Annotated in this window: 18 protein-coding genes and 1 tRNA gene; 16 read left to right on the top strand and 3 right to left on the bottom strand. The window is 71.0% G+C overall.

The window, feature by feature from the left end:
• Positions 1-16 precede the first annotated feature (16 nt).
• The 5 genes from ELX43_RS11195 to clpX all read left to right on the top strand — a co-directional run bounded on the left by ELX43_RS11195 (position 17) and on the right by clpX (position 4607).
• Positions 17-93: transfer RNA gene (locus ELX43_RS11195), tRNA-Pro, on the top strand.
• Positions 94-146: 53 nt separating this feature from the next.
• Positions 147-1592 (top strand): trigger factor, encoded by a 1446-nt coding sequence (tig, locus tag ELX43_RS11190; protein WP_164860640.1) that lies wholly within the window; start codon positions 147-149, stop codon positions 1590-1592.
• Positions 1593-1736: 144 nt separating this feature from the next.
• On the top strand, positions 1737-2324 hold the full coding sequence (locus tag ELX43_RS11185; protein ID WP_127783499.1) for an ATP-dependent Clp protease proteolytic subunit: 588 nt from the start codon (positions 1737-1739) through the stop codon (positions 2322-2324).
• Positions 2325-2377: 53 nt separating this feature from the next.
• Positions 2378-3019 (top strand): ATP-dependent Clp protease proteolytic subunit, encoded by a 642-nt coding sequence (locus ELX43_RS11180; RefSeq protein ID WP_127783498.1) that lies wholly within the window; start codon positions 2378-2380, stop codon positions 3017-3019.
• A 307-nt stretch (positions 3020-3326) separates the two neighbouring features.
• Positions 3327-4607 carry an ATP-dependent Clp protease ATP-binding subunit ClpX gene (gene clpX / locus ELX43_RS11175; protein WP_127783497.1) on the top strand — a complete coding sequence of 427 codons (1281 nt, stop codon included), beginning with the start codon at positions 3327-3329 and terminating at the stop codon, positions 4605-4607.
• Positions 4608-4668: 61 nt separating this feature from the next.
• Here the strand turns inward: clpX and fdhD are convergent, their stop codons facing one another.
• From fdhD to ELX43_RS11160, 3 genes are read right to left on the bottom strand one after another with little or no spacing between them, the layout of a single operon-like run.
• Positions 4669-5517 carry a formate dehydrogenase accessory sulfurtransferase FdhD gene (fdhD, locus tag ELX43_RS11170; RefSeq protein ID WP_127783496.1) on the bottom strand — a complete coding sequence of 283 codons (849 nt, stop codon included), beginning with the start codon at positions 5515-5517 and terminating at the stop codon, positions 4669-4671.
• A 14-nt stretch (positions 5518-5531) separates the two neighbouring features.
• Positions 5532-5984 carry an HIT family protein gene (locus ELX43_RS11165; protein ID WP_127783495.1) on the bottom strand — a complete coding sequence of 151 codons (453 nt, stop codon included), beginning with the start codon at positions 5982-5984 and terminating at the stop codon, positions 5532-5534.
• Between the two features lie 45 nt (positions 5985-6029).
• Complete coding sequence (locus ELX43_RS11160; RefSeq protein WP_127783494.1) at positions 6030-8384, bottom strand: FdhF/YdeP family oxidoreductase; 2355 nt, start codon at positions 8382-8384, stop codon at positions 6030-6032.
• Positions 8385-8440: 56 nt separating this feature from the next.
• Between ELX43_RS11160 and ELX43_RS11155 the strand changes: the two genes are divergently transcribed.
• From ELX43_RS11155 to rpmA, 11 genes are all read left to right on the top strand, one after another.
• Positions 8441-9085, top strand: coding sequence for a molybdenum cofactor guanylyltransferase (locus ELX43_RS11155; RefSeq protein WP_241248909.1), 645 nt, complete (start codon positions 8441-8443; stop codon positions 9083-9085).
• Between the two features lie 19 nt (positions 9086-9104).
• Positions 9105-11765, top strand: coding sequence for a valine--tRNA ligase (locus ELX43_RS11150; protein ID WP_127783493.1), 2661 nt, complete (start codon positions 9105-9107; stop codon positions 11763-11765).
• The gene (locus tag ELX43_RS11145; RefSeq protein WP_127783492.1) at positions 11762-13156 is read left to right on the top strand and encodes a folylpolyglutamate synthase/dihydrofolate synthase family protein; all 1395 of its coding nucleotides are present in this window, start codon (positions 11762-11764) and stop codon (positions 13154-13156) included. Before ELX43_RS11150 ends, ELX43_RS11145 begins: the two co-directional genes overlap by 4 nt.
• Positions 13157-13215: 59 nt before the next feature.
• Positions 13216-13545, top strand: a complete 330-nt coding sequence (locus tag ELX43_RS11140) for a DUF4233 domain-containing protein (RefSeq protein ID WP_127784841.1) — start codon at positions 13216-13218, stop codon at positions 13543-13545.
• A 107-nt stretch (positions 13546-13652) separates the two neighbouring features.
• Positions 13653-14063, top strand: a complete 411-nt coding sequence (gene ndk / locus ELX43_RS11135) for a nucleoside-diphosphate kinase (RefSeq protein WP_127783491.1) — start codon at positions 13653-13655, stop codon at positions 14061-14063.
• 137 nt (positions 14064-14200) lie between these two features.
• Positions 14201-15223, top strand: coding sequence for a hypothetical protein (locus ELX43_RS11130; RefSeq protein ID WP_127783490.1), 1023 nt, complete (start codon positions 14201-14203; stop codon positions 15221-15223).
• Between the two features lie 62 nt (positions 15224-15285).
• Entirely contained in the window at positions 15286-17199 is a 1914-nt protein-coding gene (locus tag ELX43_RS11125; RefSeq protein WP_241248908.1) for a TIGR03960 family B12-binding radical SAM protein, read from the top strand.
• A gap of 6 nt (positions 17200-17205) precedes the next feature.
• Positions 17206-18042 (top strand): TIGR03936 family radical SAM-associated protein, encoded by an 837-nt coding sequence (locus ELX43_RS11120; protein WP_206518002.1) that lies wholly within the window; start codon positions 17206-17208, stop codon positions 18040-18042.
• A gap of 190 nt (positions 18043-18232) precedes the next feature.
• Positions 18233-21613 (top strand): translation initiation factor IF-2 N-terminal domain-containing protein, encoded by a 3381-nt coding sequence (locus ELX43_RS11115; RefSeq protein ID WP_127784839.1) that lies wholly within the window; start codon positions 18233-18235, stop codon positions 21611-21613.
• A gap of 211 nt (positions 21614-21824) precedes the next feature.
• Positions 21825-22133 carry a 50S ribosomal protein L21 gene (gene rplU, locus ELX43_RS11110; RefSeq protein ID WP_127783488.1) on the top strand — a complete coding sequence of 103 codons (309 nt, stop codon included), beginning with the start codon at positions 21825-21827 and terminating at the stop codon, positions 22131-22133.
• Positions 22134-22191: 58 nt separating this feature from the next.
• Positions 22192-22467, top strand: a complete 276-nt coding sequence (rpmA, locus tag ELX43_RS11105; RefSeq protein WP_127783487.1) for a 50S ribosomal protein L27 — start codon at positions 22192-22194, stop codon at positions 22465-22467.
• The last annotated feature ends 119 nt before the right edge of the window (positions 22468-22586 follow it).

The following is a 22586-nucleotide window of genomic DNA, read 5'->3' as shown; positions in this document are numbered from 1 at the left end:
AGTAGGATCGTCACGACGGGGTGTGGCGCAGCTTGGTAGCGCATCCGCTTTGGGAGCGGAGGGTCGCAGGTTCAAATCCTGTCACCCCGACCAGGTTCATCCTGGGTCAATTTGCCGAACTCACGTATTACCTGAGGAGCATGTCTGTGAAGAGCACCGTCGAGCAGCTGAGCCCTACAAGGGTGCGCATCAACGTCGAGGTGCCCTTCGAGGAGCTCAAACCCGACTTTGACGCCGCGTACAAGACCCTCGCCCAGCAGATCCGCCTGCCCGGGTTCCGCCCCGGCAAGGCCCCCGCGCGCCTGCTGGAGGCCCGCGTCGGCCGAGGCGCCGTGCTGGAGCAGGTCATCAACGCCGCCCTGCCGAACAAGTACTCCGAGGCGATCACCAACGCCGACATCCGGCCGCTGGGTCAGCCCGAGATCGAGGTGACCAAGCTGGAGGACGGCCAGGAGGTCGCCTTCACCGCGGAGGTCGACGTCCGCCCGGACATCACCATCCCCGCCTTCGGCGAGCTCTCCGTCACCGTCGACCCCATCGAGATCACCGACGAGGAGGTCGACGAGCAGCTGCACTCGCTGCGGGCCCGCTTCGGCACCCTCACCGGCGTCGAGCGTCCCGTCCAGGACGGCGACTTCGTCAGCATCGACCTGTCGGCCACCGTGGACGGTGAGGACGTCCCCGAGGCCTCCACCACCGGCATGTCCTACGAGGTCGGCTCCGGCGAGCTCATCGACGGCATCGACGAGGCGCTGATCGGCAAGTCCGCCGGCGAGAGCGCGGACTTCACCACCGCCCTGCTGGCGGGGGAGTTCGCCGGCCGGGACGCTGTGGTCACTGCGGTGATCAACAACGTCAAGGAGCGCGAGCTGCCTGAGGCCGACGACGAGTTCGCCCAGATGGCCAGCGAGTTCGACACCATGGACGAGCTGCTCGCCGACCTGCGCGAGCGCCTCACCCGGGTGAAGAAGGTCGAGCAGGCCACCGCCGCTCGCGACAAGGTGCTCGAGGCGCTGCTGGAGGTCACCGAGATCCCGGTGCCCGAGGCAGTCGTGGAGGCCGAGGTGGAGTCCCGCCTGCACGACGCGGTGCACCCCTTCGACCACGACGAGGACAAGCTGGCCGCCGCGCTGGTGGCGCAGGGCAGCAGCCGCGAGGAGTTCGACGCGGAGTCCCGCAAGGAGGCCGAGGAGTCGGTCAAGACCCAGCTGCTGCTGGACGCCATCGCGGAGGCCGAGGGCACCACGGTGGGCAACGAGGAGCTGACCGAGCGCATCGTCTACCAGGCGCAGCGCTTCGGGGTCAGCCCCGAGGAGTACATCCAGCAGGCGCAGCAGGCCAACCAGCTCGGCGCGATCTTCGCCGACGTCCGCCGCGGCAAGGCGCTGGCCGGGGTCGTGGCCCAGGCCACCGTCACCGACACCGCGGGCAACGCCATCGACCTCGACGAGCTGCTCGGCCGCAAGGCTGAGGACGCCGACGCTGACGACACCGACGCTGTGGACGCCGACGCCGAGGCGGGCACCGAGGACGCCGCTGCGGAGGCCGTGACCGACGAGGCCGACGCCGAGAAGTCTGACGCCGACAAGTAAGAACGACTGACGCTCACAGCGAACACGGGCGGTACCGGGACTCCGGTGCCGCCCGTGTTCGTTAGGGTCAGAGACAAGCTCAACACACACCGGAAGGCAGGCCCGCTCGTGACGCCGCAGAACCCGACGCCGCAGAACCCTCAGATGGCAGGAACCACAGGACTGAACCTCAGCGACTCGGTATTCGAGCGTCTGCTGCAGGAGCGCATCATCTTCCTGGGCACCCAGGTCGACGACGAGATCGCCAACCGCGTCTGCGCCCAGATCCTGCTGCTCTCGGCGGAGGACCCCACCCGCGACATCTCCCTGTACATCAACTCTCCCGGCGGCTCGGTGACCGCGGGCATGGCGATGTTCGACACCATGCAGTTCGCCGAGTGCGACGTCGCCACCTACGGCATGGGCCTGGCCGCCTCGATGGGCCAGTTCCTGCTCGCCGCCGGGACCAAGGGCAAGCGCTTCGTCCTGCCGCACGCGCGGATCATGATGCACCAGCCCTCGGCCGGCATCGGCGGCTCCGCCACCGACATCGCCATCCAGGCCGAGCAGTTCGAGCACACCAAGCGTGAGATGAACGAGCTGCAGGCCCAGTTCACCGGGCAGACCGTGGAGCAGATCGAGAAGGACTCCGACCGGGACCGCTGGTTCACTGCCCAGGAGGCACTGGAGTACGGGTTCGTCGACCACGTCATCAGCCGGGCCGCGCAGGTCGGCGGAACCGGCAGCGCGTAGCCGGTCCGACCTCACCCCGCAGTCCCGGCTGACCCGAACCTGATGGAGACACGATGACCAGCTTCCCGAACGGCATGCAGATGCCGAGCTCCCGCTACGTGCTGCCCTCGTTCGTCGAGCGGACCAGCTACGGCATGAAGGAGTCCAACCCCTACAACAAGCTCTTCGAGGAGCGCATCATCTTCCTCGGGGTGCAGGTGGACGACGCCTCGGCCAACGACATCATGGCGCAGCTGCTGTGCCTGGAGTCCGACGACCCCGACCGCGACATCACCATCTACATCAACTCACCCGGTGGCTCGTTCACCTCGCTGATGGCGATCTACGACACCATGCAGTACGTGCGGGCCGACATCCAGACCGTCTGCCTGGGCCAGGCCGCCTCGGCCGCTGCGGTGCTGCTCGCCGCGGGCACCCCGGGCAAGCGCCTGGCGCTGCCCAACGCCCGGGTGCTCATCCACCAGCCGGCCACCGAGGGTGTCTACGGCCAGGTCTCCGACCTCGCTATCCAGGCCGCGGAGATCCAGCGCATGCGGCGCCTGCTGGAGAGCACCCTGGCCAAGCACACCGGCCGCGAGGCTGACCAGGTGCGCACGGACATCGAGCGCGACAAGATCCTCACCGCCGAGGAGGCCAAGGCCTACGGCATCATCGACCAGGTGCTGCCGTACCGGAAGCTGTCGGCCCAGTCCTGACCAGCTCGGCGTGCCTGTCCGACACGCCGCTCGAGCCAGCCTGCGCTCGAGCGGCGAACCGGACAGGCACGCTGTAGCCCGGCGCGGCACCCGGCGGCACACACCGAGTCCGCGCTCGGCGTTCACCGGCGAGCTCGTCGGGATCCACGGGTAACGTCATCAGGAACGGGCAGCGACGACGCCGGTACCGGCGGAGCAGCGGAAGTCCTGTCCCGCAGCGGTTACGGGCTCGGGTCGGGCACGCGTTGTTTTCGAAGTCGTTGAGCTCGAAGGCGTCATCCGCACACGGAAGTAGAGGGCGACAGGTATGGCACGCATCGGAGACGGTGGAGATCTGCTGAAGTGCTCCTTCTGTGGGAAGAGCCAGAAGCAGGTCAAGAAGCTGATCGCTGGTCCGGGCGTGTACATCTGCGACGAGTGCATCGACCTGTGCAACGAGATCATCGAGGAAGAGCTCGCCGAGACCGGTGAGGTCAAGCTCGAGGAGCTGCCCAAGCCCAACGAGATCCGCGACTTCCTGGAGAAGTACGTCATCGGCCAGGACAAGGCCAAGCGGACGCTGGCGGTGGCGGTCTACAACCACTACAAGCGCATCCAGGCCGGGGACAAGCTGCGCGACCCGCGCGAGGAGTCCATCGAGCTGGCCAAGTCCAACATCCTGCTGCTGGGGCCCACCGGCTGTGGCAAGACCTACCTGGCGCAGACGTTGGCCAAGATGCTCAACGTCCCCTTCGCCATCGCCGACGCCACCGCGCTCACCGAGGCGGGCTACGTCGGCGAGGACGTGGAGAACATCCTCCTCAAGCTCATCCAGGCCGCCGACTACGACGTCAAGCGCGCCGAGACGGGCATCATCTACATCGACGAGGTCGACAAGATCGCCCGCAAGAGCGAGAACCCCTCGATCACCAGGGACGTCTCCGGCGAGGGAGTGCAGCAGGCGCTGCTGAAGATCCTGGAGGGCACCCAGGCCAGCGTGCCGCCGCAGGGGGGCCGCAAGCACCCGCACCAGGAGTTCATCCAGATCGACACCACCAACGTGCTGTTCATCGTGGCCGGCGCCTTCGCCGGGCTCGACCGGATCGTGTCCGACCGAGTGGGCAAGCGCGGCCTGGGCTTCGGCGCCGAGGTGCACTCCAAGATCGAGACCGACACCGTGGACCGCTTCGCCGACGTGATGCCCGAGGACCTGATCAAGTTCGGGCTCATCCCGGAGTTCATCGGTCGGCTGCCCGTGCTGGCCAGCGTCACCAACCTGGACAAGCAGTCGCTGGTGACCATCCTGCGCGAGCCCAAGAACGCGATGGTCAAGCAGTACAAGCGGCTCTTCGAGATGGACAACGTGGAGCTGGAGTTCGAGGAGGAGGCCCTGGAGGCCATCGCCGACCAGGCCATCCTCCGCGGCACCGGGGCCCGTGGGCTGCGCGCCATCATGGAGGAGGTGCTGCTGCCGATCATGTTCGACATCCCCAGCCGCGACGACGTGGCCAAGGTGGTCATCACCGAGGACGTGGTCCGCAACAACGTGCTTCCCACCATCGTGCCGCGCAAGCCGACCCGGGCCGAGCGCCGCGACAAGTCCGCCTGATCCGCTGCACTGACCTCCAGGTCCGCCTCCCACCACCACGGGGACGGGCCTGGCGGCGTGTTCAGGCCGTGCTGTGCTCCGGCACCACCACGCGGGCCTTCGCAGCGTCGGTGTAGACGTTCATGCTCGTCCCACGCAGGAAGCCGATCACCGTCATGCCCGTCTCGGCGGCCAGCTCCACCGCCAGCGACGACGGCGCGGAGACTGCGGCCAGCACGGGGATGCCGGCCATCACCGCCTTCTGCACCAGCTCGAAGGACGCGCGCCCGCTGACCATCAGCACGCAGCCGCTCAGGGGCACCCGGCCAGACTGCACCGCCCAGCCGATCACCTTGTCCACCGCGTTGTGCCGGCCCACGTCCTCGCGCACGGCCAGCAGCTCACCGTCGGCGGTGAACAACCCGGCCGCGTGCAGCCCCCCGGTGGTGTCGAAGACCTTCTGCGCGGCGCGGAGCTGGTCCGGCAGGGTGGCCAGCACGGAGGTGCTGACCGACACCGGGTCGGCGGCGGGGGAGTAGCGGCTCTTCAGCCGCACCGCGTCCAGGGACGCCTTGCCGCACACCCCGCACGAGGAGGTGGTGTAGAAGTTGCGCTCCACGCCGGCCTCGGGCGGGGCCACGCCGGGCGCCAGCTCCACGTCGATCACGTTGTAGGTGTTGCGGCCCTCGTCGTCCACGCCGTTGCAGTAGCGGGCGATGCTGACGTCCTCCCGGTCGCCGATGACGCCCTCGGTGAGCAGGAAGCCGTGCACCAGCTCGATGTCGCTGCCCGGGGTGCGCATGGTGACGGCCAGGGCGCGGCCCCCCACGCGCAGCTCCATCGGTTCCTCGACGGCGAGGGAGTCCGGCCGCCGGCGCTCCCCGTCGGCGGAGATGCGGCGAACCGGTCGTCGGGTGGTGACGCGACCCATGGTGAAGACTCCGCTCAGCTCGTTGCTTCGGTAGGCCCAGCTTCGGTAGGCCCAGCCTCGGGGTGCCCGGCCTCGCGCAGCGCCGCCCGCAGCTTGTCGGCGGCGGCGTCCAGGCTCTCCGGGCTGGGGGCAGGGTCGGCGTTGGCGAAGTTGACCTGGGACAGCTGGTGGTAGGGCACCAGGTGGATGTGGGTGTGCGGTACCTCCTCACCCACCACCAGGACGGCGACCTTGGACGGGGAGAACGCCTGCTGCTGGGCCTGCCCGACCTTCTGGCTGACGTCCCAGAGATGGGCGGCGACCTCGGCGGGCAGGTCGATCCAGTGGTCGACCTCCACCCGCGGCACCACCAGCACATGACCCGGAGCGAGCGGGTTGATGGTCAGGAAGACCCCGCACACGTCGTCACGCCAGACGAAGCGACCGGGCAGCTCCCCGTTGAGGATGCGGGTGAAGAGGGTGGCCATCCACCGAGCCTAGACACCCCCGCGGTCGACCGGCGCCCGGACGGATCAGCCGACCGGCTCGAGTCGCACCACCACAGCCTTGGAGACCGGCGTGTTGGACTTCCTCGCCACGTCGTGGACCGGGTAGAGCACGTTGGTCTCCGGGTAGTAGCCCGCGGCGTTGCCCTTCGGGGTGTCGTAGGAGACCACCCGGTAGCCCTCCGCGCGGCGCTCCTGCAGCACCCCGTCCTTGCCGGTGTACTCGGAGATGATGTTCACCACCGCACCGTCGGTGAGGCCGAGCTCGGTGATGTCCTGGGGGTTGACCATCACCACCTTGCGGGCGTTGTCGATGCCCCGGTAGCGGTCGTCCAGCCCGTAGATGGTGCTGTTGAACTGGTCGTGGCTGCGCAGCGACTGCAGGACGAGGCGGCCCGGCGGGACCTTGACCCACTCCAGCTCGTTGGTGACGAAGTTGGCCTTGCCGTTGTCGGTGTCGGTGAAGTCCTGACCGTCCCGCGGCGGGTTGGGCAGCATGAAGCCGTCGGGCTGGCGCACCCGCTGGTTGTAGTCCTCGCAGCCGCCCACCACCCGGGCGATGGAGTCGCGGATGGTGTCGTAGTTCTTCATGAACGCCCGCCACGGCACCGGGTGGTCGGTGCCCAGGGTGGCCAGGGCCAGGCGCCCCATGATGACGATCTCGCTGAGCAGGTCCTCGCTCACCGGCTTCAGGTTCCCGCGGGACAGGTGCACCATGGACATGGAGTCCTCCACCGACACCTTCTGCTTGCGCCCGTTCTGGATGTCGCGGTCGGTGCGGCTCAGGCAGGGCAGGATCAGGGCGGTGCGCCCGTGGGCCAGGTGGCTGCGGTTGAGCTTGGTGGAGATCTGCACCGTCAGGGAGCACTGGCGCAGGCCCTCCTCGGTGTAGTCGGTGTCGGAGGTGGCCGAGGCGAAGTTGCCGCCCAGGCTGATGAACACCTTGGCCTTGCCCTCCTTCATCGCGTGCATCGCGCCGACGGTGTCCACCCCGTGCGGGCGGGGGCAGGTGATGCCGAACTCGGTGTCCAGCGCCGCCAGGAACCCCTCGGGCATCTGCTCCCAGATGCCCATCGTGCGGTCGCCCTGCACGTTGGAGTGGCCGCGGACGGGGCACAGGCCGGCACCGGGCTTGCCGATCATGCCCCGCATGAGCATGAGGTTGGTGCCCTCCTGGATGGTGGCCACGCCGGCCCGGTGCTGGGTCAGCCCCATGGCCCAGCACAGCACCGTGCGCTGGGAGCTCGCCATCAGGGCGGCGACCTTCTCGATGTCGGCCAGCTTGAGGCCGGTGGCCTCCTCGACGATGCCCAGGTCGAGGTCGCGGGCGGCCTGAGCCCACTCCTCGAAGCCGGCTGACTTGGTGTCGATGAAGGTGCGGTCGACGACGCTGCCGGGGTTGTCCTCCTCGGCCTGCAGCAGCATCTTGGCCAGGGCGCGGAAGAGGACCATGTCGCCGCCGAGCTTGATCTGCAGGTACTCGTCCGCCAGCTTGGTGCCGTTGCCCAGCACCCCGCTGACCGACTGCGGGTCGTGGAAGCGGCGCAGCCCCGCCTCCAGCAGCGGGTTGATGGCCACGATCTTGGCGCCGTTGTGCTTGGCCTCCTCCAGGAAGCTGAGCATGCGCGGGTGGTTGGTGCCGGGGTTCTGGCCGGCGATGATGATGAGATCGGCCTCCTGGACGTCCAGGATGGTGACGGTGCCCTTGCCGATGCCGATGGACTCGGTGAGCGCGTGGCCCGAGGACTCGTGGCACATGTTGGAGCAGTCCGGCAGGTTGTTGGTGCCGAAGCTGCGGGCCAGCAGCTGGAAGACGAAGGCGGACTCGTTGCTGGCCCGGCCGGAGGTGTAGAAGAGCGCCTCGTCCGGGCTGGCCAACCCGTTGAGCTCGTCGGCAACCAGGGCGATGGCGTCGTCCCAGCTGATCGGCTCGTAGTGCGTTCCGCCCGGACGCACCACCATCGGGTGGGTCAGCCGGCCCTGCAGGTTGAGCCAGTAGCTGCTCTTGCTGTTCAGCTCGTCGATGGAGTGCTGGGCGAAGAACTCCGGCGTGACGGTGCGGGTGGTGGCGTCGTCGGCCACCGCCTTGGCGCCGTTCTCGCAGAACTCGAAGGTCTTGCGGCCGTCGGCAGGCTCCGGCCACGCACAGCTGGGACAGTCGAAGCCGTTGCGCTGGTTGATTCGCAGCCAGGTGCGGGCGGTGCGGTCCGCGCCCATCAGCTTGAGTCCGCGCTGGGCGGCGACAAGGACGGCGGGCACGCCCGCGGCCGACTTCTCCGGCTTGGTGACCTTGAGGCTGCTCTCGTCGATGTCGGGCCGCCTGACCTTGCCGCGGTACCGCTTGTGCCCACCGGTGCTGTCGATCTCGATCTCGTGCGCCATGGCCCCATAGTGCGCCACGTGAGTCCCCCGCGACACACGAGGCTTAGCCTGCGCTGGTGGGTGTGTGCGGAGTGGTGCTGGCCGGGGGGAGGTCTCGCCGGATGGGCTCGCCCAAGGCTGCCCTGGAGTGGGACGGCGCCACCTTGCTGCAGCGCACCGTGGACGTGCTCGGCCACCACGGTGACCGGGTGCTGGTGGTCGCCGCCCCCGGGCAGCTGCTCACGGTGACCGGCGCGGAGGTGGTGCACGACGCGGTGGCCGACCAGGGCCCGCTGCAGGGCCTGGCCACCGGCCTGGCCCGGGCGGGGGAGCTGGGCGCGGAGACCGCCTTCGTCTGCGCCACCGACATGCCGCTGCTGCACCCCGCACTGGTGACCGCGGTGCTCGCCGCGCGCGGCCCGGAGGTGGAGCCGCGCCCGGACGTGGTGATGCCGGTGGACGCCGACCACGAGCACCCGCTGGCGGCGGCCTACGCCACCGCGCTGGCCGGGCCGGCCGCGGAGCTGCTGGCGGCGGGGGAGCGGCGGGTGCGGGCGCTGGGTGCGCGCTGCCGGGTGCGCCGCATCACCCGTGCCGAGCTGCTGGCCGACCCCGCGCTGGCCGCCGCCGACCCGGAGCTGGACTCGCTGCTGAACGTGAACACCCCGGCCGAGCTGGCCGCCGCGCGGCAGCGGCACCGGCCCGGTGATCGGCGCTGCTGACGTTTCCTAGACTTGCCGGGTGACCCCGCCCGAGAACACCCCTGCACCTGCCCAGCTCCCCGACAAGTGGGAGCCGGCCGAGGTAGAGGACGCGCTGTACCAGCGCTGGGTGGACGCCGGGTACTTCACCGCCGACGCGACCAGCGACAAGCCGCCGTTCTCCATCGTCCTGCCCCCGCCCAACGTCACCGGCAGCCTGCACATGGGCCACGCCATGGAGCACGCGGTGATGGACGCCCTCACCCGCCGCAAGCGGATGCAGGGCTACGAGGTGCTGTGGCTGCCGGGCATGGACCACGCCGGCATCGCCACCCAGACCGTGGTGGAGAAGCAGCTCACCGCGCAGGGCACCAGCCGACACGAGCTGGGCCGGGAGGCCTTCCTGGAGAAGGTCTGGGAGTGGAAGCACACCTCCGGCGGCAGCATCGGCGCCCAGATGCGCCGCCTGGGTGACGGCGTGGACTGGTCCCGCGAGCGGTTCACCATGGACGAGGGCCTGTCCCGCGCCGTGCAGACCATCTTCAAGCGGCTCTTCGACGACGGCCTGATCTACCGCGCGGAGCGGCTGGTCAACTGGTCGCCCAAGCTGCAGAGCGCCATCAGCGACATCGAGGTCAGCTACTCCGACGTGGAGGGCGAGCTGGTCTCGCTGCGCTACGGCTCGCTGCGCGACGACGAGCCGCACGTCGTCGTGGCCACCACCCGGGTGGAGACCATGCTCGGTGACACCGCGGTGGCCGTGCACCCCGACGACGAGCGCTACGCCGCGCTGATCGGCACCACCCTGGAGCACCCCTTCACCGGGCGACGGATCCCGGTGATCGCCGACTCCTACGTGGACCCGGAGTTCGGCACCGGCGCGGTCAAGATCACCCCGGCGCACGACCCCAACGACTTCGAGATGGGCAAGCGGCACGACCTGCCGATGCCCTCGATCATGGACGAGTCCGGGCGCATCACCGGCACCGGAACCCAGTTCGACGGGATGGACCGCTTCGAGGCGCGCGTGGCCGTGCGCGAGGCGCTGGCCGAGCAGGGCAGGGTGGTGGCCGAGAAGCGCCCCTACGTGCACAGCGTCGGGCACAGCGAGCGCACCGGGGAGCCCATCGAGCCGCGGCTGAGCCTGCAGTGGTTCGTGGCGGTGGACAAGCTGGCCAAGTCCGCCGGCGACGCCGTGCGCGACGGGCGCACCACCATCCACCCGGAGAGCCTGGAGCCGCGCTGGTTCGCCTGGGTGGACCACATGCACGACTGGTGCATCTCCCGCCAGCTGTGGTGGGGCCACCGCATCCCGATCTTCTACGGCCCCAACGGCGAGGTGGTCTGCGTCGGTCCCGACGAGGACGCGCCCACCGGCGAGGGCTGGACCCAGGACCCGGACGTGCTGGACACCTGGTTCTCCTCGGGCCTGTGGCCGTTCTCCACCATGGGCTGGCCGGAGCAGACCGACGAGCTGGCGAAGTTTTACCCCACCAGCGTGCTGGTCACCGGCTACGACATCCTCTTCTTCTGGGTCGCCCGGATGATGATGTTCGGCCTCTACGCCGCCGAGGGCGACGGGCGCGCCGCCGCCGACTCGGTGCCCTTCCACGACGTATTCCTGCACGGGCTGCTGCGCGATGCCGAGGGCAAGAAGATGTCCAAGAGCCGCGGCAACGGCATCGACCCGCTGGACTGGGTGGACCGCTACGGCGCCGACGCGCTGCGCTTCACCCTCACCCGCGGCGCCAACCCCGGCGCCGACCTGTCCGTGGGTGACGAGCACGCCGAGGCCTCCCGCCGCTTCGCCACCAAGCTGTTCAACGCCACCAAGCTGGCGCTGATGAACCAGGCCACCGTGGGTGCGCTGCCGGCGCGGGAGGCGCTGACCGACCCCGACCGCTGGATCCTGGACCGCCTGGACGCGGTGGTCACCGAGGTGGACGGCTACTTCGACCGCTTCGAGTTCGGCCGCGCCTGCGAGACCCTGTTCCACTTCGCCTGGGACGAGGTGTGCGACTGGTACCTGGAGCTGGCCAAGGCCCAGCTGGCTGACGAGGCCACCGCGGCCGGAACCCGGGCGGTGCTCGGCCACGTCCTGGACGTGCTGCTGCGCCTGCTGCACCCGGTGATGCCCTTCGTCACCGAGACGCTGTGGACCGTGCTCACCGGCGGGGAGTCCCTGGTCGTCGCGGCGTGGCCCACCGCCACCGGTGTGGTGCCCGACGATGCTGCCGCCCAGCGGGTCGCCGACGCGCAGAAGCTGATCACCGAGGTGCGCCGCTTCCGGGCCGACCAGGGCGTGGCGCCGTCGCGCCGGGTTGCCGCCCGCATCTCCGGCCTGGACACCGCCGACCTCACCGGGCTGTCCGGGCAGGTCACCTCCCTGGCCCGGCTCACCGAGCCCGAGGCTGACTTCGCCGCCACCGCATCCATCGAGGTGCGCCTGCACGCGGCGACCGTGGTGGTGGAGCTGGACACCTCCGGCACCGTGGACGTCGCCGCCGAGCGTCGCCGGCTGGAGAAGGACCTGGCGGTGAACGAGAAGGAGCTCGCCGGCACCACGGCCAAGCTGGCGAACGAGTCCTTCACCAGCAAGGCCCCGCCGCAGGTGGTCGAGAAGATCAAGGCTCGCCAGGCCACCGCCCAGGCCGAGGTGGAGCGCATCAACGCCCGCCTCAGCGCGCTGGCGGCACAGTGAGCACCTCGGAGGGGGCGCGTCCCGGTCGCGACGAGCTCGCCGCGCTGGCCGCGGTGGAGGCGCGGCTCAACGAGCGCTGGCCGGAGACCAAGATCGAGCCGTCGCTGACCCGCATCAACGCGCTGCTGGACATCCTCGGCTCCCCGCAGCTGAGCTATCCGGCCGTGCACGTCGCCGGGACCAACGGCAAGTCCTCGGTCACCCGCATGGTGGACGCGCTGTTCACCCGGCTGCAGCTGCGCACGGGGCGCTACACCAGCCCGCACCTGCAGCTGGCCACCGAGCGGATCAGCGTGGACAACGAGCCGGTCAGCCCGGAGCGCTACGTGAGCACCTTCGCCGACGTCGAGCCCTTCGTGGCCATGGTGGACGAGCGCTCCACCGCCGCCGGCGGGCCGGCGATGAGCAAGTTCGAGGTGCTCACCGCGATGGGGTTCTCCGCCTTCGCCGACGCCCCGGTGGACGTCGCCGTGGTCGAGGTGGGCCTGGGCGGCACCTGGGACTCCACCAACGTGCTCAACACGCAGGTCGCGGTGATCACCCCGATCGCCATGGACCACAGCGAATACCTGGGCACCGACCTCAGCGAGATCGCCGAGAACAAGGCCGGGATCATCAAGCCCGGCTGCACCGTGATCATGGCCGAGCAGCAGCCGGAGGTGCAGGAGGTGATCCTGCGCCGCTGCGTGCAGGTCGACGTCGCCGTCGCCAGGGAGGGCTCGGAGTTCGCCGTGCTCGGCCGGCAGGTGGCCGTCGGCGGGCAGCAGCTGCAGCTGCAGGGCCTGGGCGGGGTGTACGACGAGATCTTCCTGCCGCTGCACGGAGCCCACCAGGCCCGCAACGCGGTGCTGGCGCTGGCCGCGGTGGAGGCGTTCTTCGGCGCTGGCCCGCAGCGCCAGCTGGACGTGGAGGCGGTGCGCGAGGCGTTCGCGACCGTCACCGTGCCCGGCCGGCTGGAGCGGGTGCGCAGCGCGCCCACGGTGTTCATCGACGCCGCGCACAACCCGCACGGGGCCCAGGCGCTGGCCGCGGCGCTCACGGAGGAGTTCGACTTCCGCAAGCTCGTCGGGGTGGTGTCGGTGCTGGAGGACAAGGACGTGGCCGGGCTGCTGGCCGCGCTGGAGCCGGTGCTCGACGAGATCGTGGTGACGCAGAACAGCTCGCCGCGGGCGATGGACGTGGAGCAGCTGGCCGAGTTCGCCGTGGCCCGCTTCGGCGACGAGCGGGTGGTGGTGGCCGACGACATGGCCGGCGCGCTGGAGCAGGCGATCGCCATGGCCGAGGACGTGGCCGAGCCGGGGGAGTCGGTGTCCGGCGCGGGCGTGGTGGTCACCGGATCGGTCGTCACCGCGGGTGAGGCGCGCACGCTGCTCGGCAAGGAGCCGGCGTGAGCGCCCCCGAGCCGGTCCGGGCCCCCGCCACCGACCCGTGGAAGGGCCTGCGCGGAGTGATGGCCGGGACGCTGGTCCTGGAGGCCATCGTGGTGCTGCTGGTGCTGCCGGTGGTGGCCAAGCTCGGCGGCGGGGTGTCGTGGCTGTCCGGCGGGTACGTGGTGGCGCTGGCGGTGGTGATGATCGTGGCCAGCGGGATGCAGCGGCGACCGTGGGCGGTGCCGGTGGACGTGGCGCTGCAGGTGGCGATGATCGCGGGCTGGGCGGTGCACCCCTCGCTGGGGATCATGGGGCTGGTGTTCGCCGCGGTGTGGGCCTACATCCTGTACCTGCGTCGCGACGTGCAGCAACGCATCGCCACGGGCCGGCTACCCAGCCAGCAGGGCTGAGCGTGCCGGTCGTCGGCAGGGCGTCGATTACCCTGAGCGCGACCGTTACCACCCCCGTCCACCCGCGTCCGGCGTGGCTGCACGGGCCCAGCTGAGGAGAGCACCCCGTGAGCGAGCGCACCCTGGTCCTGATCAAGCCCGACGGCGTCGCCCGCGGGCTCACCGGCGAGGTGCTGGCCCGCATCGAGCGCAAGGGGCTGACCCTGGCGGCGCTGAAGATGGTGCCGGTGGCCCGTGACCTGGCCGCGGCGCACTACGCCGAGCACGAGGGCAAGGGCTTCTACGAGTCGCTGCTGGAGTTCATCACCTCCGGGCCCGTGGTAGCCGCGGTGGTGGAGGGCCCCCGGGCGATCCCGGCGTTCCGCCAGCTGGCCGGTGGCACCGACCCGGTGGAGAAGGCCGCGCCCGGGTCGATCCGCGGCGACCTGGCGCTGGAGACGCAGTCGAACATCGTGCACGGGTCAGACTCCCCGGAGAGCGCCGCGCGGGAGATCGCGCTCTGGTTCCCCGAGCTCTAGGGGCGTCTGCAAGTACCACCATCCGCGCCGTAACCGGTCTGCAACCGCTACCCAGCGTTGTGCACACCGCGGTGCGTCCTCCACAGCCGCCGGACGACCCCCCGAGCACGGCGCGCCGGGGTGCGAGCCTCCGCCGCATGGAGCAGTGGTGGAAGCCGTACACGGCGCCCGACGGGTTGATCCTGCGCGAGCAGGTGCTCACCGAGGGCGTGGATCCCGACCACCTCGTGGTGGCGCTGCGCACCGGGCGGATGTACCGGGTGCAGCGCGGGGTCTACTGCGCCCGCGCGCACCCGCCCACCGCGCTGGGCCGGGCCCGTGCCGCGGTGCTCTCCAGCGGGGTGCTCGACGCCGTCGCCAGCCACCAGACCGCGGCGCGGGTGCACGACCTCGCGGTGCCGGACCGCCCGGCGGCCGAGCACGTCACCGTCCGCCGGGAGCAGCGCCGCATCCGCCGCCGCGACCTGCACTTCCACAGTCGCGCCCTGGCGCTGGGCGACGTGGAGCTGGTCGGTGGGGTGCAGCTGACCAGCGTCGCGCGCACGGTGTTCGACCTGTGCGCGACCCTGCCTCGGCGGGAGGCGGTGTGGTGCGTGGACGATGCGCTGCGCCGCGGGCTGCTCACCCGTGCGCAGCTGCGGGCCACCGTGGAGGTGCGCCGCGGCGGGCCGGGGGAGGCGAGGGCCGCCGAGCGGATCGGGCAGGCGGACGGGCTGGCCGAGTCGATCCTGGAGACCGCCAGCCGCCTCGCCCTGGCCGACGCGCAGGTGCCCCTGCCGGTGGCGCAGCTGGAGGTGCACGACGCCGACGGGCGGCTGATCGGCCGGCTGGACGGCGGCTACCCGCAGCTGCGGCTGGGCCTGGAGCTCGACGGGCGCTCGGTGCACTCCGCGCCCGAGGCGATCCTGCGCGACCGGTTCCGGCAGAACGCCCTGGAGGCGGCCGGCTGGCGCGTGCTGCGCTTCACCTGGTGGACGTGGTGCACGACACCGAGCGCTTCGTCGACACCGTCCGTCGGGCGCTGGCCCGCGCCGGCACCTGAGCACAGGGCTGCGGCTCGGCCGGGGGAGACCCGCGTCTCTGGCTTGGTGGTAGTTGCAGACCCTGCTGCCCGCAGTGGGTGGTACTTGCAGACGCCCCATCTACCCTGGGGACCATGAGTACTACCACCCGTACGCCTGGTGCGTCCGTTTTCGCCGAGCTGGAACCGCTGCTTCCTCGCGTGTCCAAGCCTGTGCAGTACGTCGGCGGTGAGCTCAACGCCAGCCTCAAGGAGTGGAACGACACCGCCGTCCGCTGGGCCTTGATGTATCCCGACGCCTACGAGGTTGGCCTGCCCAACCAGGGCGTCATGATCCTCTACGAGCTGCTCAACGAGATGGATGACGTTCTCGCCGAGCGCACCTACGCGGTGTGGCCCGACCTCGAGGCCCTCATGCGCGAGGCCGGCGTGCCCCAGTTCACCGTGGACGGCCACCGCCCCGTCATCGACTTCGACGTGCTCGGCGTCAGCTTCTCCACCGAGCTCGGCTACACCAACCTGCTCGCCGCGCTGGACCTGTCCGGCATCCCGCTGCACGCCGCCGACCGCGACGAGCGCCACCCCATCGTGCTCGCCGGCGGGCACGCCTCGTTCAACCCCGAGCCCATCGCGGACTTCATCGACGCCGCGGTGCTGGGCGACGGGGAGGAGGCCGTGCTGGAGATCACCGAGATCATCCGCGCGCACAAGGAGGAGGGCTCCCCGGGCGGGCGCGAGGAGCTGCTGCTGCGCCTGGCCGAGACCGGCGGCGTGTACGTGCCGCGCTTCTACGCCGTGGACTACCTGCCCGACGGCCGCATCCAGCGCGTGGTGCCCACCGACCCCCGGGTGCCCTACCGGGTGTTCAAGCGCACCACCATGGACCTCGACGCCTGGCCCTACCCGAAGAAGCCGCTGGTGCCGCTGGCGGAGACCGTGCACGAGCGGGCCAGCGTGGAGATCTTCCGTGGCTGCACCCGCGGCTGCCGCTTCTGCCAGGCCGGGATGATCACCCGCCCGGTGCGCGAGCGCTCCATCGAGGGCATCGGTGCCATCGTGCAGCAGTCCCTGGCCGCCACTGGCTACAACGAGGTGGGCCTGCTCAGCCTGTCCAGCGCCGACCACTCCGAGATCGCTGACGTCACCAAGGGCCTCGCCGACCGCTACGAGGGCACCGGCACCGGCCTGAGCCTGCCCTCCACCCGGGTCGACGCCTTCAACGTGGACCTGGCCAACGAGATCTCCCGCAACGGCCGCCGCTCCGGGCTGACCTTCGCCCCCGAGGGCGGCAGCGAGCGCATCCGCAAGGTCATCAACAAGATGGTCAGCGAGGAAGACCTCATCCGCACCGTCTCCACCGCCTACGCCAACGGCTGGCGGCAGGTGAAGCTGTACTTCATGTGCGGGCTGCCCACCGAGACCGACGAGGACGTGCTGCAGATCGGCCGGATGGCCCGCGAGGTCATCAAGACCGGGCGCGAGGCGGCCGGGCACAAGGACATCCGCTGCACCATCTCCATCGGGGGGTTCGTGCCCAAGCCGCACACCCCGTTCCAGTGGGCGGCGCAGTGCCACCCCGACGTGGTGGACGACCGGCTGCGCAAGCTGCGCGCCGAGGTCGGTGCCGACCGCAAGATGAGCCGCGCCATCGGCATGCGCTACCACGACGGCAAGCCCAGCCTGATCGAGGGACTGCTCTCCCGCGGCGACCGCCGGGTGGGCCGGGTCATCGAGCGGGTGTGGCGCAACGGTGGCCGCTTCGACGGCTGGAGCGAGCACTTCTCCTACGACCGCTGGGTGGACGCTGCCGCCGAGGAGCTCACCCCGCTGGGGGTGAGCCTGGACTGGTTCACCACCCGCGAGCGCGAGCGCACCGAGGTGCTGCCCTGGGACCACCTGGACTCGGGGCTGGACAAGGAGTGGCTCTGGGCTGACTGGGAGGACGCGCTCAACTCCGAGGAGCAGGACGACTGCCGCTGGACGCCGTGCTTCGACTGCGGCGTGTGCCCGTCCATGGGCACCGACATCGAGGTGGGCCCCACCGGCAAGACGCTCATCCCGATCGCCCCCGTCAGCGTCGGCAGCCCCATCACCAACCCCGCACTGGCCGGCTGATCGCCCGTGGCCAAGCAGCACGAACCCAACCCCTCCGCCCCGCCCGTCCAGAAGGTGCGGCTGCGCTACACCAAGCGCGGCCGGCTGCGCTTCACCTCCCACCGCGACGTGGCCCGTGCCTTCGAGCGCGCCATCCGCCGGGCCGGGGTGCCGATGGCGTACTCGCAGGGCTTCAACCCCCACCCCAAGATCTCCTGGGTGGGCGCCGCGCCGACCGGGGTGGCCAGCGAGGCCGAGTACGTGGAGATGTCGCTGGTGCGGGTGGTGGACCCGCAGGTCCTCGCCCACGAGGTGGACAAGGCGCTGCCGCCGGGCCTGGACGTGATCGACGCGGTGACGGCGGTGACCGGCTCGCTGCCCGAGCGCATCCACGCCAGCCTGTGGGAGATCGCGGTCGAGGGGGTGGCGCCGGCGGCGCTGCGCGCGGCGGTGGAGAAGTTCCTCGCCCAGGAGACCGCGATGGTGGAACGGCTCACCAAGGACGGTCGCCGCCAGCTCGACGCCCGTGGGGCAGTGGTCAGCATGGCGGTGCCGGAGGACGAAACGCCGTCCACACCTGCAGGGGACATGGCGCCTGGCCGTCAGTGTGGGACAATAAGGGCAGTCGTGCGGCAGACAAGTCCTGCGGTGCGACCCGATGACGTCATGAGCGCGCTGCTCGTCGTCGCTGATCTGGTGCCGACCGTGCCTGTCAAGGCAACCCGGTTGGCGCAGGGTCCGCTCGACGATGACGACAGGACGCTCGGCGATCCTTTCGCGCCTGACCGGGTGCAGGACGATCCCACAGGGTCGCAGCACGCGGGGCAGCACGAGTCGCACGTCACCGAACCAAGTGTTAAGTGACAACGGCACCACCTTTTACAGCGCCAGAACTGGCACGACCTGCACTGCCGACCCCCGCAGGTGGTCGGATACGGACGAGTAGCCCCCGCGTGGCCGCGTGACACCTCAACGGTGGACGCGCCCGGGGGCCGAGGAGAACAACGTGGCCGAGAACGTGCCGCCCCAGAACACTGACGAGCTGCCTGCGCGGATGCGCGTGCACGCCCTGGCCAAGCTGCTGGGGGTGACCAGCAAGGCCGTCGCCGCCGCGCTCGACAAGCTCGGCGCCCCGGTGCGCTCGGCCCAGTCGAGCATCAACCGCGACGTCGCCGAGCAGGTGCGCGCCGAGCTCAACCCCGGCGCCGACGTCGCGGCGGCACCGGTCGCCGAGCCGGCACCGGCAGCCCCCGCGCAGGCCGAGCCCGCGCAGCCCGAGCCGGCGGTCGCCGAGACCCGCGCCCCGGTTCGGCCGGTCGCCGCCCCGCTGTTCATCCAGCCCGAGGTGGTCAAGGCACCGCCGCGTCGCCGGGCGAGCCGTCCCGCCGCCCCCGCGGTGCCGCAGGACGTGCCGGAGGAGGTCGAGGAGGCAGCGGCCGCCGCGGTCACCGAGGCCACCACCGACGCCCCGGCCGTCACCGGCGGAGACGAGGACGACGACGCCCCCAAGCGCCGCCGCCGCGGTCGTCGTGGCCGGGGCCGGGGCCGTGGCCCGCAGGGCGAGGACAGCTACGACGACAACGACGGCGACGACTCGGGCCACGACGGCGACGACACCGCCGAGGCTCAGGCCGAGACCAGTGCGCCCGAGCCCCAGGCCGTGGAGCCGGAGGTCGCCGAGGAGGAGTCCGAGAGCTCCGGTGGTGGTCGCTCTCGTGGTGGCCGCTCCCGTGGCGGACGCTCCCGCGGCGGGCGAGCGGCAGCGGACAAGACCGACGTGGATCCCGCCAGCGAGACCAGCTCGGACGAGCAGTCGACCGGCGACGCCGACAAGATCGAGACGGGTGCCGACGACGCGGACACGAGCAGCGACGACCAGGGCGCTGACGACCAGGGCACCGACGCCGACAACGACTCCGGCAGCGAGGACGGCACCGGCAGCCGTCGCCGTCGCCGTCGTCGCCGCAAGAGCGGTGGCCAGGGCGGCGACGCCAGCGGTGAGGACTCCGGCGACAACCGCGAGGACGACCCGCCCAACACCGTGGTGCACGAGCGCGAGCCCCGCAGCCGCGGCAAGAGCCGGCAGGGTCGCGAGGCCAGCAGCGACCAGGTGCAGGGCATCACCGGCTCCACCCGGCTGGAGGCCAAGCGGCAGCGCCGTCGGGACGGCCGGGACGCCGGCCGCCGCCGCCCCGCGATCCTCACCGAGTCGGAGTTCCTCGCCCGCCGCGAGGCCGTGAACCGCAAGATGGTGGTGCGCGAGCGCGGCAAGCAGACGCAGGTCGCCGTGCTCGAGGACGACATCCTGGTGGAGCACTTCGTCACCAGCGCCAGCTCTTCGGCGATGGTGGGCAACATCTACCTGGGCCGCGTGCAGAACGTGCTGCCCAGCATGGAGGCCGCCTTCATCGACGTGGGCCGCGGTCGCAACGGCGTGCTCTACGCCGGCGAGGTCGACTGGGACGCCGCCGGCCTCGGCGGCAAGTCCCGCAAGATCGAGCAGGCGCTGCACTCCGGCGACAACGTGGTGGTGCAGGTCAGCAAGGACCCGGTGGGCCACAAGGGTGCCCGGCTCACCACGCAGATCAGCCTGCCCGGCCGCTTCCTGGTGTACGTGCCCGGCGGTGGCTCCACCGGCATCAGCCGCAAGCTGCCCGACACCGAGCGCAAGCGCCTCAAGGAGATCCTCAAGCGCATCGTGCCCGCCGAGGCTGGGGTGATCATCCGCACCGCGGCCGAGGGGGTCAGCGAGGAGGAGCTCACCACCGACGTCGAGCGGCTGCGGGCGCAGTGGGACGCCATCAACACCAAGGCCACCGCGGCGATGGAGGCCAAGTCCACCAACCCGGTCGCGCTCTACGAGGAGCCCGACCTGCTGCTCAAGGTGGTCCGCGACCAGTTCAACGAGGACTTCAGCAAGCTGGTCGTGGCCGGTGACTCCGTCTGGGACGTGGTCGAGGGCTACGTCAACGAGGTTGCACCCGACCTGGCCGAGCGCGTCGAGCGCTACAGCGGGGACGTGGACGTGTTCACCGCGTACCGCATCGACGAGCAGCTGGCCAAGGCGATGGACCGCAAGGTGTGGCTGCCCTCCGGCGGCACCCTGGTGATCGACCGCACCGAGGCGATGACCGTGGTCGACGTCAACACGGGCAAGTTCACCGGCGCCGGGGGCAACCTCGAGGAGACGGTGACGCGCAACAACCTCGAGGCTGCCGAGGAGATCGTGCGGCAGATGCGCCTGCGCGACATCGGCGGGATGATCGTCGTCGACTTCATCGACATGGTGCTGGAGAGCAACCGCGACCTGGTGCTGCGCCGCCTCACCGAGTGCCTCGGCCGCGACCGCACCCGCCACCAGGTCTCCGAGGTCACCTCGCTCGGCCTGGTGCAGATGACGCGCAAGCGCATGGGTGCCGGTCTCATCGAGGAGTTCTCCACCCCCTGCGAGCACTGCCACGGCCGTGGCGTGATCGTGCAGGACGAGCCGGTGGTGGCGCACGAGTCGGAGCACGTGCACGGCGACAGCGGACGGCGCTCGCGTCGGGGCAAGGGTGGCGACAACCAGCCCAGCCAGCCCAAGCAGCAGCCGCCGGCGCCCAAGCCCGCCGTGGTGCCCACCGTCAAGGAGCCCTGGCCCGCCGCGCTGATCCCGGCGTCGTCGGCCAAGGCGCAGACCGCCACCGCACAGTCGACCGCGCCGCAGCCGGAGCCGGCCGAGGTGGCGGCGGCCGAGCCCGTTGCGGTGGAGCAGAGCGCGGCAGCTGCCGCGGTCGCACCCCAGCCGGAAAGCACCGAGCAGGTGGAGAGCACCGAGCAGGCTGGGTCGTCCCAGGCCCAGCAGACCGCGGCCGAGCCGGCCCAGGCCGAGTCGAGCCAGGCCGAGCCTGCCGTGATCGAGCACCCGCAGGCGGAGCAGGCCGAGGTGAAGGCGCCGGCGCGCCGCAGCCGCTCGCGCCGTGCCTCCCGGCCCACCGCAGCCCCGGCCGCGGTGGACCTGGAGCCGGTGGTGGTCGCCTCCGAGGCCGCTCCGGCGCCCGCGGTGGAACCGAGCACCACCACCGCCGAGCCCGTGGCCGCTGAGGTGGCTGAGGCCACCCAGGCGGTGGAGCAGGTGGAGCAGGCCGACCGCAACGGCGTGGAGCCGGCTCCCGTGGCGAGCCCACCGCGGCGCAGCAGGGCGCGACGGGCCTCCCGGCCCACCGCGGCCCCCGAGGCGCTCAGCACACCGGTGGAACCGATCGTGGTGCCCGCTGCGGCGCCGGCCGAGCCCGCCCCTGCGGCGAGCGCACCGGCCCCGTCCGAGGCCGAGCCCGGGGAAGCGGGTGGCTCAGCAGCCGCCGCCACCGCCGTGGCAGCCCCTGCCGCGGCCACCCGGCCGAGGCGCCGTCGTGCGGCGGCCCGCCCTGCGGGACCGCCGGTGGAAGAGCAGTAGTGCGCTGGGCCGAGGTTGCGGGCAGGCGGTTTGACCCCGCCGGTGCACGCCCCGTAACCTTGGCCGGTCACCTTTTGGTGGCGTCGTTGTCGCGCGCCTGCGCCTAGGCGCACGCGATGTCGGAGGAAGACCGACACTGACCCAGATGCGCGTTCCGACCCTCGAGGCGGGCGCGGCCAGAGTTCGAACGAGCAACAGGAGAAGCCCTCCGATGTACGCGATCGTCAAGACCGGTGGCAAGCAGTACAAGGTCGCCGTTGGTGACCTTGTTGAGGTCGAGAAGCTCGACGGAGCCCCGGGCGTGGAGATCGCGCTGCCCGCGCTGCTGCTCGTCGATGGCTCCGACGTCACGACCGACGCCGGCGCGCTGGCCAAGGCCTCCGTCACCGGTGAGGTGGTGGAGCACACCAAGGGCCCCAAGATCCGGATCCACAAGTTCAAGAACAAGACCGGGTACCACAAGCGCCAGGGCCACCGCCAGAAGCTGACCGTGGTCAAGGTCACCAACATCAGCAAGTAGGTCACCCGGAGCAGGTGCTCGCAGCCCCTGCCCAGACTTCCCCCAGGAGGGACGCTCCATGGCTCACAAGAAGGGTGCTTCCAGCTCCCGCAACGGTCGCGACTCGAACGCTCAGTACCTGGGCGTGAAGCGCTTCGGCGGCCAGGTCGTCAAGTCCGGCGAGATCATCGTCCGCCAGCGTGGCACGCACTTCCACCCGGGCGACAACGTCGGCCGCGGCGGTGACGACACCCTGTTCGCGCTTGCCGCCGGCTCGGTGCTCTTCGGCCGCAAGCGTGGCCGCAAGACCGTCAACATCGTGCCCGTCGAGGCACTCGAGACGGCAGCGGTCTGAGCTTCACCACGCAACACACGTCCTGACGACGGCGGGGACGGGCAGGGGGAGCAACCCCGCCCGTCCCCGCCGTCGTCTCATCAGGGTCCGACCCGCCGCCTTCGGCACGGGCTCCGGAT

The organism is Rhodococcus sp. X156 (assembly GCF_004006015.1).
GTDB lineage: Bacteria > Actinomycetota > Actinomycetes > Mycobacteriales > Mycobacteriaceae > X156.
The sequence above is the reverse complement of the archived record's forward strand: the minus strand, read 5'-3'. Positions and strand labels throughout refer to the sequence as shown.